General features: G+C 34.0%; 15 protein-coding genes. All 15 read left to right on the forward strand.

The annotated features are described in order from the left end of the window. Positions 1-48 precede the first annotated feature (48 nt). The gene (hrcA, locus tag SOJ_RS07515) at positions 49-1,029 is read left to right on the forward strand and encodes a heat-inducible transcriptional repressor HrcA (RefSeq protein ID WP_002507467.1); all 981 of its coding nucleotides are present in this window, start codon (positions 49-51) and stop codon (positions 1,027-1,029) included. Between the two features lie 26 nt (positions 1,030-1,055). Continuing rightward, positions 1,056-1,670 (forward strand): nucleotide exchange factor GrpE, encoded by a 615-nt coding sequence (gene grpE / locus SOJ_RS07520; RefSeq protein WP_002507468.1) that lies wholly within the window; start codon positions 1,056-1,058, stop codon positions 1,668-1,670. A 55-nt stretch (positions 1,671-1,725) separates the two neighbouring features. Next, positions 1,726-3,570, forward strand: coding sequence for a molecular chaperone DnaK (gene dnaK / locus SOJ_RS07525; protein ID WP_002507469.1), 1,845 nt, complete (start codon positions 1,726-1,728; stop codon positions 3,568-3,570). 146 nt (positions 3,571-3,716) lie between these two features. Then, entirely contained in the window at positions 3,717-4,853 is a 1,137-nt protein-coding gene (gene dnaJ, locus SOJ_RS07530) for a molecular chaperone DnaJ (RefSeq protein WP_002507470.1), read from the forward strand. Between the two features lie 3 nt (positions 4,854-4,856). Then, positions 4,857-5,795 carry a 50S ribosomal protein L11 methyltransferase gene (gene prmA, locus SOJ_RS07535; RefSeq protein WP_002507471.1) on the forward strand — a complete coding sequence of 313 codons (939 nt, stop codon included), beginning with the start codon at positions 4,857-4,859 and terminating at the stop codon, positions 5,793-5,795. A gap of 2 nt (positions 5,796-5,797) precedes the next feature. Then, entirely contained in the window at positions 5,798-6,550 is a 753-nt protein-coding gene (locus tag SOJ_RS07540) for a 16S rRNA (uracil(1498)-N(3))-methyltransferase (protein ID WP_002507472.1), read from the forward strand. A 188-nt stretch (positions 6,551-6,738) separates the two neighbouring features. After that, complete coding sequence (gene rpsU / locus SOJ_RS07545) at positions 6,739-6,909, forward strand: 30S ribosomal protein S21 (RefSeq protein WP_002507473.1); 171 nt, start codon at positions 6,739-6,741, stop codon at positions 6,907-6,909. Between the two features lie 244 nt (positions 6,910-7,153). Continuing rightward, positions 7,154-7,864 carry an NfeD family protein gene (locus SOJ_RS07550; protein ID WP_002507474.1) on the forward strand — a complete coding sequence of 237 codons (711 nt, stop codon included), beginning with the start codon at positions 7,154-7,156 and terminating at the stop codon, positions 7,862-7,864. Positions 7,865-7,876: 12 nt separating this feature from the next. Then, entirely contained in the window at positions 7,877-8,860 is a 984-nt protein-coding gene (gene floA, locus SOJ_RS07555; RefSeq protein ID WP_002507475.1) for a flotillin-like protein FloA, read from the forward strand. A gap of 14 nt (positions 8,861-8,874) precedes the next feature. Next, on the forward strand, positions 8,875-9,546 hold the full coding sequence (locus SOJ_RS07560) for a hypothetical protein (RefSeq protein ID WP_002507476.1): 672 nt from the start codon (positions 8,875-8,877) through the stop codon (positions 9,544-9,546). A 356-nt stretch (positions 9,547-9,902) separates the two neighbouring features. Beyond that, a complete protein-coding gene (locus tag SOJ_RS07565) occupies positions 9,903-10,850 on the forward strand; it encodes a PhoH family protein (protein ID WP_002507477.1) in 948 nt (315 codons plus the stop codon). Next, complete coding sequence (gene ybeY / locus SOJ_RS07570; protein WP_002507478.1) at positions 10,851-11,312, forward strand: rRNA maturation RNase YbeY; 462 nt, start codon at positions 10,851-10,853, stop codon at positions 11,310-11,312. Positions 11,313-11,320: 8 nt separating this feature from the next. Beyond that, positions 11,321-11,656 carry a diacylglycerol kinase family protein gene (locus SOJ_RS07575; protein WP_002507479.1) on the forward strand — a complete coding sequence of 112 codons (336 nt, stop codon included), beginning with the start codon at positions 11,321-11,323 and terminating at the stop codon, positions 11,654-11,656. Between the two features lie 112 nt (positions 11,657-11,768). Then, on the forward strand, positions 11,769-12,173 hold the full coding sequence (cdd, locus tag SOJ_RS07580; RefSeq protein ID WP_002507480.1) for a cytidine deaminase: 405 nt from the start codon (positions 11,769-11,771) through the stop codon (positions 12,171-12,173). Beyond that, positions 12,173-13,072: a GTPase Era gene (era, locus tag SOJ_RS07585; protein WP_002507481.1), complete on the forward strand. Its 900-nt coding sequence runs from the start codon at positions 12,173-12,175 to the stop codon at positions 13,070-13,072. Before cdd ends, era begins: the two co-directional genes overlap by 1 nt. Positions 13,073-13,090: the final 18 nt, after the last annotated feature.

The raw sequence follows: 13,090 nt of genomic DNA on the forward strand, positions 1-13,090 counted from the left end.
AAATTATAATTAGCACTTGGGACAAAAGAGTGCTAATGAGGTGAAAACATGATTAGCGATAGACAATTGAGCATACTTAATGCAATTGTTGAAGATTATGTTGATTTAGGTCATCCAATTGGTTCAAAAACGCTGATTGAACGACACAAATTGAATTTTAGTCCTGCAACTATTCGAAACGAGATGAAGCATCTCGAAGACCTTGAATTGATTGAGAAGACACATACTTCATCAGGGCGATCACCATCACAGTCAGGCATCAGATATTATGTGAATCAATTATTGCAACAAACATCTCATCAACAGCAAACAAAAATTCAACGTTTGAGTGATTTACTAGTTGATAATCATTATGACATTTCCTCAGCACTGAGCGAATTTGCAAATGAACTTTCAATTGCATCTCAATATACAACGTTGGTAATGCGTCCAAATCACAAAAAAGATATAATTAATAACATTCATTTGATTCGAGCAAATGCCTATTTGGTTATAATGGTAGTCGTGTTCACATCTGGTCATGTAGAACATCTGCATTTAGCATCCGATGTTCCGTTATCTAATGACGAACTAACAAAAATTTCGAATTTTGTTACTGCTAAATATAATGAATGGAATCATCATCGTTTTGAAAATGAGTTAGATGCTTTTGTTAATTCTGAATTAGAGAAGCATTTTATCAAAGATATGCTAAGTACGATCGAGATTCATTTTGATAATCAAAGTAATGGCATTTTTATGGGCGGAAAGGTTAAACTAATTGATGCGTTGAATGAAACGAACGTGTCATCGATTCAACCTATTTTGCAATATATAGAATCGAATAAAATTACACAATTACTTGATGATATGTCTAATTCGACAATAAACGTCAAAATTGGACATGAAATAGAATCAAGTTTGAGTGGTATTTCTATCGTCACAAGTCAGTATCACATTGACGATAGATTAAAAGGCCAAATTGCGGTTATCGGACCAACAGCAATGAATTATCAGAACGTAATACGATTACTAAATACGATTTGGTAATTAAGTATTGTATTGGAGGGCGGAAAATGACAGAAAAAAATGAATCAGTATTTGATCAAGAAGCAAATGAAGATGTAACTGATAACGAGCAAAATACATCTTCTGTAAATACTGATGAAACTACAGATGCATCACAAGATAATCTGCAGGAGGACGATTCACAAGAAACTACTGAAGATGTGGATCCTAAAGATGAAGAAATTCAACAATTAAAACAAGATGTTCAAGAAAATGAAGAAAAGTATTTAAGATTATACGCAGAGTTTGAAAATTACAAGCGTAGAATCCAAAAAGAAAACCAAACAATGAAAGCATATAAAGCGCAAGATGTGCTTAATGATATTTTACCAACAATAGATAACATTGAGCGTGCGCTACAAATCGAAGGCGAAAATGAACAATTCCAATCACTTAAAAAAGGTGTAGAAATGATTCATGAAAGCTTAATTAATGCATTAAAAGAAAATGGTTTAGAATTAATTGAAACTGAAGGTCATCAATTTGACCCGAACGTTCATCAAGCTGTAGTTCAAGATGACAACCCTGATTTTGAATCAGGCGAAATCACTCAAGAGCTACAAAAAGGTTATAAACTAAAAGAACGTGTATTAAGACCTTCAATGGTTAAAGTAAATCAATAGGTTTTAATGTTGATGAAAACACCAATTTATACAAACAAACAGGAGGAAATTATTTATGAGTAAAGTAATAGGTATTGACTTAGGTACAACAAATTCATGTGTTTCAATTTTAGAAGGCGATGAGCCAAAAGTAATTCAAAACCCTGAAGGTGCAAGAACTACACCATCAGTAGTTGCATTTAAAAATGATGAAACTCAAGTAGGTGAAGTTGCTAAACGTCAAGCAATCACAAACCCTAATACAATCCAATCAATTAAACGTCACATGGGTACGAATTACAAAGTTGATGTTGAAGGTAAATCATACACACCTCAAGAAATCTCAGCAATGGTATTACAAAACCTTAAAGGTACAGCTGAAGATTATCTTGGTGAAAAAGTAGAAAAAGCAGTTATTACTGTTCCTGCATATTTCAACGACAGTGAACGTCAAGCAACTAAAGATGCTGGTAAAATCGCTGGGTTAGAAGTAGAACGTATTATTAACGAACCAACTGCAGCAGCTTTAGCATACGGTTTAGACAAAACAGAACAAGAAGAAAAAGTATTAGTTTTTGACTTAGGTGGCGGTACATTTGACGTTTCAATCCTTGAATTAGGTGACGGCGTATTCGAAGTGCTTTCTACTGCAGGTGACAACAAACTAGGCGGAGATGACTTTGATGAAGTAATCATTAACTATTTAGTTTCTGAATTCAAAAAAGAAAACGGCGTAGATTTATCAAAAGATAAAATGGCTTTACAACGTCTTAAAGACGCTGCTGAAAAAGCTAAAAAAGATTTATCTGGCGTTTCTCAAACTCAAATTTCACTACCATTTATTTCAGCTGGAGAAAATGGTCCATTACACTTAGAAATTAATTTAACTCGTGCTAAATTTGAAGAATTGGCTGATGATTTAATCAGAAGAACTATGGTACCAACTCGCCAAGCAATGAGCGATGCAGGTTTATCAAGTTCAGACATTGATGAAGTTATCTTAGTTGGTGGTTCTACAAGAATCCCAGCAGTTCAAGAAGCTGTTAAAAAAGAAGTAGGTAAAGAACCTAATAAAGGCGTTAACCCTGATGAAGTTGTTGCTATGGGTGCAGCAATCCAAGGTGGCGTAATCACTGGTGATGTTAAAGACGTAGTATTATTAGACGTTACACCATTATCATTAGGTATTGAAATCATGGGTGGACGTATGAACACACTTATCGAAAGAAATACGACAATCCCAACATCTAAATCACAAGTATACTCCACAGCAGCAGATAACCAACCAGCAGTTGATATTCACGTGTTACAAGGTGAACGTCCAATGGCATCAGACAATAAAACACTTGGTAGATTCCAATTAACTGATATTCCAGCAGCTCCACGTGGTGTACCTCAAATCGAAGTTACTTTCGATATCGATAAAAATGGTATTGTAAACGTTACTGCTAAGGACTTAGGAACAAATAAAGAGCAAAATATCACAATCCAATCTAGCTCTTCACTATCAGATGATGAAATCGATCGTATGGTTAAAGATGCTGAAGAAAACGCTGACGCTGACCAAAAACGTCGCGAAGAAAGTGATACAAGAAACGAAGCAGACAGCTTAGTATTCCAAGTTGAAAAAACGATCACTGATTTAGGTGAAAACATCAGCGAAGAAGACAAACAAAATGCTGAAGATAAAAAAGAAGCATTAAAATCAGCACTTGAAGGCGAAGATATTGAAGATATCAAAGCTAAAAAAGAAGAATTAGAAAAAGTAGTTCAAGACTTATCAACAAAAGTATACGAACAAGCTGCTCAAGCTCAACAACAAGCACAAGGTGAAGAAGCAAATGCTTCTCAAGATAGTGATGTTGAAGATGCTGATTTCAAAGAAGTAAAAGACGACGACAACCAAGACAACCAAAAATAAGTAGAGTCATTGACTAATTAATTGTTATTAATAGAAAAATATGACACAATTGCTTAGCCAAATTAAGTCAAAGTCAATTGAACATTGGCTTTGACTTTTTCCTTTTTTTAAAATGATTTAATAAAACTGTAAAAGGAGAGATATTAGTGGCCAAAAAAGATTATTATGAAGTCTTAGGTGTCAGCAAAGGCGCTTCTAAAGATGAAATTAAAAAGGCTTATCGTAAATTATCAAAGAAGTATCACCCAGATATTAATCAAGAAGAAGGTTCTGATGAGAAGTTTAAAGAAATCTCTGAAGCCTATGAAACATTAAGTGATGAAAATAAACGCGCAAATTATGACCAATTTGGACATGATGGTCCTCAAGGTGGCTTTGGCGGCCAAGGATTCGGTGGCCAAGACTTTAGTGGCTTTGGTGGCGGCGGTTTCGAAGATATATTCAGTTCATTCTTTGGTGGCGGACGTCAACAACGTGATCCTAACGCTCCAAGAAAGGGCGATGACTTACAGTATACGATGACAGTTACGTTTGATGAAGCTGTTTTCGGTAGTGAAAAAGAAATTTCAATCCGTAAAGATGTGTCTTGTCACACTTGTGATGGTGCAGGTGCTAAACCAGGAACTAAAAAGAAAACTTGTCAATACTGTAGTGGCGCTGGACATGTGTCTGTAGAACAAAATACAATACTTGGTAGAGTTAGAACTGAAAAAGTTTGTCCAGTATGTAGTGGTTCTGGTCAAGAGTTTGAAGAACCATGTCCAACATGTAAAGGTAAAGGTACTGAGAATAAAAATGTTAAAATCAGTGTCACAATCCCTGAAGGTGTAGATAATGAACAACAAATTAGATTAGCTGGTGAAGGTGCTCCTGGAGAAAATGGTGGCCCTCAAGGTGATTTGTATATTGTATTTAGAGTTAAACCTTCAGAAAAATTTGAAAGAGATGGCGATGATATTTATTATTCACTTGATATTAGTATCGCTCAAGCATCACTAGGTGACGAGGTTAAAGTGCCGACGCTTAATAGTAGCGTGATGTTAACAATTCCAGCAGGTACGCAAACTGGAAAACAATTCCGTCTAAAAGAAAAAGGAATTAAGAATGTTCATGGCTACGGCTATGGTGACCTATTTATCAATATAAATGTCGTAACACCAAGTAAAATGAGTGATCGACAAAAAGAATTATTAAGAGAATTTGCAGAAATTGATGGTGAAGAAATTTCTGAACAAGCATCAAATTTTAGAGACAAAGCTAAAAGATTCTTTAAAGGAGATTAGAATATGAATTGGACCGAGATATCAATCATTGCTAATCATGAAGCAACGCCTATAATTACTAATATATTGGAAGATTTTGGTTCAAATGGTGTCGTTATAGAGGACTCTCACGACTTAAATCACGACTTTGAGGATAAATATGGCGAGCTATATGCCCTTAATGCTAATGATTATCCTAAGCAAGGGGTCAGGCTTAAAGCGTATTTCAATGAACTGAAATATACTGAAACGTTTAGAAAAGCGCTTTTAAATGAAATTTCGCAAGTTGAATCTCTAGATAACTCTAGTTTTAACTACGAAGAGCAAATGCTTCAAGAACAAGATTGGGAAAATGAATGGAAAAATTATTTTCATCCATTTCGTGCATCAAAACAATTTACGATAGTCCCTAGTTGGGAAACATATCAAAAAGAAGATGATAGTGAATTGTGCATAGAATTGGACCCAGGTATGGCATTCGGTACAGGCGATCATCCTACAACGAGCATGTGTTTAAAAGCAATTGAAACTTATGTGGAGCCGAGTGATTCAGTTATAGATGTTGGTACAGGTTCAGGGATATTAAGTATTGCTGCACATCTTTTAGGTGTTAAACGTATTAAAGCATTAGACGTTGATGAAATGGCAGTGAAAGTTGCTAAAGAAAATTTTATGAAAAATAATTGTGATAAGGCAATTGAAGCAGTTCCTGGAAATTTACTAACAGAGGAAACTGAAAAATTTGATGTTGTTGTCGCCAATATTTTAGCTCATATTATTGAAGAAATGATCGAAGATGCTTATAACGTTTTAAATAAAGATGGTTATTTTATAACTTCTGGTATTATAGAAGAAAAACATGAATCTATTGTAAATCATATGAAGCGTAGTGGTTTTGAAATTGTTTCTATTAATCACGATAACAGTTGGGTTTGTATCGTTGGACAGAAAGTGAGCGAATAACAATGCAAAGATACTTTATTGACCAAAACGCTGATGTAAATCAGCGTTTTTTCATTACTGATAAAGGTGACATACATCATATATCCAATGTGATGCGTCATCAAACTGGTGAAAAAATAATTATTACATTTGTGGATCAGAATGTTTATAAATGTGAAATTATCGATATAGCTACTGAAGGTATTGAACTTTCATTAGTAGAAAAAATTGATATTGATACTGAATTACCTCAACATATTACGATTTGTAGTGGTTTAATTAAAGCTGATAAATATGAGTGGATGCTCCAAAAATCGACAGAGTTAGGCGCAAACCATTTCATAGCTGCTGGTATGAAACGTTCAGTGGTTAAATTAAATGATAGTAAGATTGATAAAAAATTAGAGCGCTGGCAAAAGATTATTAAAGAAGCAGCTGAACAAAGCTACCGTTTAGCAATACCATCCATAACTTATGAAGCGAGTTTAAAAGTAGTTTATGATTATATCGATGAATACGATTATGTACTCATCGCTTATGAAAATGCTGCGAAAACAGGTGAAACACACAATTTTAAGTCTGTAGTTCGTGAAATGAAATCTGGTGACCATGTATTAGTTATATTTGGGCCAGAAGGTGGTTTATCAGAAGAAGAAGTGGCATTGTTCGATGGTAAGGCGTATCAAATTGGTCTAGGGCCAAGGATTTTAAGAGCAGAAACTGCACCACTTTATGTATTAAGTGCTGTAAGTTTTGAAAAAGATTTATTAGATTAATATTAAAAATTATCATGTATTAAATTATACGATGTCTACATTTCAGTACAAATTTATGCTTTAAATTAAAAAAATGTAAATTTTACTAATTGACCACTTTAATCAGATATATTATACTGATCAATACATGGTCATAACCATGAAATGATAATAAAGTTTCGTTGATATTTGGAGGGAGGGAAATACACATGTCTAAAACAACAGTTAAGAGTAATGAATCACTTGAAGATGCGTTACGTCGTTTCAAACGTACAGTTTCTAAAAGCGGTACAATTCAAGAAGTTCGTAAGCGTGAATATTACGAAAAACCTAGTGTTAAACGTAAGAAAAAATCAGAAGCTGCGCGTAAACGTAAATAGTATTTACTAACAGTAGCTTGCACGTAAACGAATATTCTAATAATTAATTGTGTCGTTGACTCCCTCAACACCAACATTAATTATAAATAGTAATAGTCTTAGTTGTTCAACAGCTAAGACTATTATTTTTTTATAAATTCAGGTTCATGATTTGAAAAAAATTAATATAATTAACATTTATGCTATAAACGCTATAATCATACATTCATTTCATGTATAATCAAGTTGAGAGCGAGGTGATAGAGTGATTCCTTCGAGTAGTATACATACAATATTTTCAGTCAACTTTGTTGAACAAGGAAATTGGATTGATAATGTTGCAAGCGTTATCGTCAGTCCGTTTGGAGCTTTAATTTTAACTTGTATTATCTTCCTAGGATTTTTATATCAATTATACTCTAATAAGATAAATATTGTGGGTATCGTTGCCACATTAGCCTTATTAATACTCTTTTTAGGGTTTTTTGTAAAAGGCGATGTCAACTTGTATTCAATCATCTTATTTGGAATCGGTGTCATATTGGTAATAATAGAACTTTTTGTTGTTGGTGCGATTATCGGTATTATCGGTATGGGGCTAATAATTTTTAGTATTATTACTTTAGGTGACAATTTAATTTATATGATTGCTAGTGTAGTTGTAGCATTGATATTATCAATCATAGAGTGGGTGATACTAGTGAAAATTTTCAAACGTAAGATACCGTTTTTAGATAAAGTAGTTTTGAAGGATTCTACAAATGCAGAGGCAGGCTACACTTCACATGAAGATCGCTCTCATTTAGTTGGTCTTACTGCTACTACGTTAACAGATTTAAGACCAGCAGGAATCATTACACTCAACAATGAACGTATCGACGCAGTTTCTGATGGATCATTTATTTTGCGAAATAAAGCAGTAACCATTTTAGAAGTTGAAGGTACTAGAGTTGTTGTTAGAGAAAACGAATCATAAAGGAGAGAAAGTATGATCGGATTAGTTGTTATCGTCGTCATAGTAGTAATAGCTTTATTATTACTATTTTCATTTGTTCCAGTCGGATTATGGATTTCAGCAATAGCTGCTGGTGTTAAAGTAGGTATTGGTACATTAGTTGGTATGAGACTTCGTAGAGTTTCACCACGAAAAGTTATCTCACCATTAATTAAGGCACATAAAGCTGGTTTGAATTTAACAACAAACCAACTTGAATCACATTACTTAGCAGGAGGAAACGTTGACCGTGTAGTTGATGCTAACATTGCAGCACAAAGAGCGGACATCAACTTACCATTTGAACGTGGTGCAGCTATTGATTTAGCTGGCCGTGATGTATTAGAAGCTGTTCAAATGTCTGTTAATCCTAAAGTAATAGAAACACCATTTATCGCAGGTGTTGCGATGAACGGTATCGAAGTAAAAGCTAAAGCGCGTATTACTGTTCGTGCTAACATCGCTCGTTTAGTAGGTGGTGCTGGTGAAGAAACAATTATTGCACGTGTTGGTGAAGGTATCGTTTCAACAATTGGTTCTAGTGAACACCATACACAAGTTCTAGAAAATCCAGATAATATTTCTAAAACAGTACTTAGCAAAGGTTTAGATTCTGGTACAGCGTTTGAAATCTTATCAATCGATATTGCTGACGTTGATATTAGCAAAAACATTGGTGCAGACTTACAAACTGAACAAGCGCTTGCTGACAAAAACATTGCACAAGCTAAAGCAGAAGAACGTAGAGCAATGGCTGTAGCTCAAGAACAAGAAATGAAAGCTAAAGTTCAAGAAATGCGTTCTAAAGTTGTTGAAGCAGAAGCAGAAGTTCCACTTGCTATGGCAGAAGCTTTACGTTCTGGTAACTTAGGCGTTAAGGATTATTATAATCTTAAAAATGTTGAAGCAGATACAGGTATGAGAAATTCAATCAATGAACGTACGAACCAAAAAGATGATGAATCACCGGAAAATTAATTAGGGGTGATTAAATGAATATAGCTATTATTATCTTTGTAACATCTGTGATTGTTACAATAGTCAGCGCTATTAGCGATAATAGCCATAAAGATAGAAAAAACCAAAAACCACCAATAAACAATCAACCTAACCGAAATGGTGAGCAACCTAAAAGAGGCGGTTTCCTAGATGAAATTGGTAAAGCATTCAAAGAAATAGAACAACAAATGAATGAAGGACCAACGAGGAAAGATATTGAACAGCAACCGCAAAAAACTACAGAACCTGCAAGACCAGTTGAAACTAGAGCTGAAAAAATGGAATCGCCTAATCCTCAACAATCGACTCGAACAATGCGTACAGACAACGAGACTGAAGCAGAAAAATTAAAACGTTCGCAAGAGCAAGAAGAGAATAAACTGCAGAAAGAACTTGAAGCAGATTTAATGAGCGAGTTACAAGATGTGCGTACAGAAATAGATCGTGAAAACGAGAAAAAACTGAAGAGAACTGAAAGAAGAGCACGTGCTATTATTTCAGATAAATATTTATCTGAGAGAACAAAACGTTTCCGTTTAAAACAGTTAATGGACGCACAGGCAATTCAGAGTCCAGTTGGTAATGAAAAATACAGGTTTGCAGAAGATGAAGTTGTAAATGGTATTATTTGGTCAGAAGTATTAGAAAGACCCAAAAGATTATAGCGCAGTATAGTCTATGAATTAAACGCCTTATGGAGTCGATATATAATGACTCTGTAAGGCGTTTTTGTGTTTCTTTTGCAATAATTTCAATGAATAAATAACCATAATAAATTAAACTAATAGTTTACGACTAATAAGAATGTAAACATCATGTAAAATTTGATAAATGAGTCTCTATTTAATACACTTTGAAATAATATATAGTTAATTCGTGATATAATGATGGTGTAATCATCATTATATGATTGATTTGTTAAATGCTTAAAATAATTTAATGAACGATAATAATTTTTGTAAGTTAAAATCTAATAGGATAAAATAAGATGAAACGAATATATTTGTAAAGGAGCACCTATATGCCTGGAATTATTCAAATAGATGACATCAATGAAGCTCAAGCGCTCATTGGAAATAACGATGAACACCTTAAATTAGTTGAGGAAGGGTTTGATGTCATTGTACATGCTCGAGGTCAAGAAATCTCCGTAAAAGGAGAGCAAGTAGAGCATGTTAAAAAAGCAGAATCAGTACTCATTAACCTTTTGAAAGTCATTCAACAAGGTATTTCAATCTCTTCAAAAGATGTTGAAGCAGCAGTGAAAATGGCAAATAATGGTACGATTCAATACTTATTAGATTTATATGATGAAGAAATAACTAAAGATGCATACGGAAAGACCATCCGTGCAAAAACAATGGGTCAACGTATGTATGTAAATGCTATGTATCATAATGATTTAGTATTTGGCGTAGGGCCAGCTGGTACTGGTAAAACCTTCTTAGCTGTTGTGTATGCTGCGAAACAGTTAAGAAAAGGCAATGTTAAGCGTATTGTGCTAACAAGACCTGCAGTGGAAGCAGGAGAGTCACTAGGCTTCTTGCCAGGAGATTTAAAGGAAAAGGTAGATCCATACTTAAGACCTCTGTATGACGGTTTAAATACTGTTCTAGGAAGAGAACAAACAGCTCGCTTTATAGAAAGAGGTATCATAGAAATTGCGCCTCTAGCTTATATGCGCGGTAGAACATTAGATGATGCTTTTGTTATATTAGATGAAGCACAAAATACTACACAAGCACAAATGAAAATGTTCTTAACTCGACTAGGTTTTGATTCGAAAATGGTAGTTACTGGAGACCAAACTCAAGTAGACTTACCAAAAGGAGTTAAAAGTGGTCTTAAAGAAGCTGTTAAAAAGTTAAAAGAAGTTAAAGGCTTAAGTGTGCATTATCTGGATCAAAGTGATGTTGTCCGTCACCCATTAGTAAGTAAAATTATTGACCGTTATGAAGGAGAAGAGTAAATGTTTACAATAGACTTTAGTGATCATACTGAGATAGTTAAAAGTGAATGGTTAACTCAGATTGACAAACTCCTCACTTTTGCAAAAGAACAAGAACAAATTGCTAGCGATGCGGAGTTATCTGTAACTTTTGTAGATAAAACTGAAATACAAGAAATTAATAAAATGTATCGCGATAAAGATAAAGTAACAGATGTTATATCATTTGCTTTAGAAGAAGATGAACCAGAAATTATTGGACTTGATATGCCAAGAGTATTAGGCGACATTATTATTTGTACTGACGTAGCTCAGGAACAAGCTGATTCTTATGGTCATTCTTTTGAAAGAGAATTAGGCTTCCTTGCGCTCCATGGTTTCTTACATTTATTAGGTTATGATCATATAGATGAACAAGACGAAAAAGAAATGTTTGGGCGACAAGATCAAATTCTAAATGCTTATGGTTTAACAAGAGATTAGAGGTAGTCATGAAACGTTTTAAATACGCTTTTCAAGGTATGTTAGTATTACTAAATAAAGACAGCAAATTTTTAATGCATCTTTTATTAGGACTTGCCACTGTTATTTGTGGCGTTGTTTTTGGTATTAGTCAATTAGAATGGCTTTTTATTATTATAGCGATAGGTATTGTACTTGCTTTTGAAGCTATCAATACAGCAGTAGAATATGTGGTTGATTTAGTTACAGGTGATTATCATATATTAGCCAAAAAGGCTAAAGATATCGCTGCTTTTAGTGTTGTGCTAGCTTCTATTACAGCATTTGCAATTGGACTCGTGGTTTTTTTACCATATGTGTTCTAAATTGTAGTGCAATTTTATAGAATTTGTTTATACTTAAAGAACAAAGTAATTAAACAGATAATAAAGTGGATTTTTTTAATAACACTTAATATTGAATAGGAGCGTGTTAACTATGGCTTATCAACCACACTATTTTAAAGAAGTAAGAAATGCTCAAGCCAATTCATATTCACCATATAGTAATTTTAAAGTTGGTGCATATTTAAGAACGAAAGACGGTAAAGTTTATCATGGAGCAAATGTTGAAAACGCAGCATACTCAATGGCTATTTGTGCAGAGAGATCAAGTTTGGTTGCCGCAATATCAGATGGTTATAAACCAGGTGATTTTGAATCAATTACAGTTACTGTTGATGCAGATGCGCCATCTTCACCCTGTGGCGAATGTCGTCAGGTGTTAAAAGAACTATGCGATGATGATATGCCAGTATATATGACTAATCATAAGGGCGATATGATAGAATCAACCGTAAAAGACTTATTACCATTAGGATTTTCTGGAAAGGATTTAAATTAATGACAGGACATAAATCAGGATTTATATCAATTATAGGTAGACCCAATGTTGGGAAATCTACATTTGTTAACCGTGTAATCGGACATAAGATAGCTATTATGTCTGATAAAGCACAAACGACAAGAAACAAAATTCAAGGCGTTATGACACAAGAAGATGCTCAAATCATTTTCTTAGATACACCTGGTATTCATAAACCTAAACATAAATTAGGCGACTACATGATGCGTGTCGCTACGAACACGTTATCTGAAATAGATGCTATTATGTTCATGGTAAATGTAAATGAAGATATAGGTCGTGGTGATGAGTATATTATGGATATGCTTAAAACAATTAAAACACCTGTCTTTTTAGTATTAAATAAAATTGATTTAGTACACCCAGATGAACTTATGCCAAGAATTGAAAAATACAAAAAATATATGGATTTCACTGAAATTGTACCGATTTCAGCACTGGAAGGCTTAAATGTAGATCATTTTATAAATGTAATAAAATCTTATCTACCAGAAGGACCGAAATACTATCCAGACGACCAAATCTCTGATCACCCAGAACAATTTGTTGTAGGCGAGTTAATTCGTGAAAAGATTTTACATTTAACGAGTGAAGAAATCCCTCATGCTATTGGTGTAAATGTAGATCGCATGGTTAAAGAAGATGAAGACAGAGTTCGAATTGAAGCAACAATATTTGTTGAACGAGATTCACAAAAAGGTATTGTTATTGGCAAAGGCGGTAAAAAGCTTAAAGAAGTTGGTAAACGTGCGCGTCAAGATATCGAAATGTTACTAGGATCTAAAGTATACCTAGAACTTTGGGTAAAAGTCCAAAAAGATTGGCGAAATAAAGTTAACTTTATTCGTCAAATGGGTTATTTAGAAGATAGAGATTAATTTGGGAGTCGGTGAGCT

The organism is Staphylococcus sp. OJ82, assembly GCF_000294465.1.
Classification (GTDB): Bacteria; Bacillota; Bacilli; order Staphylococcales; family Staphylococcaceae; genus Staphylococcus; species Staphylococcus equorum.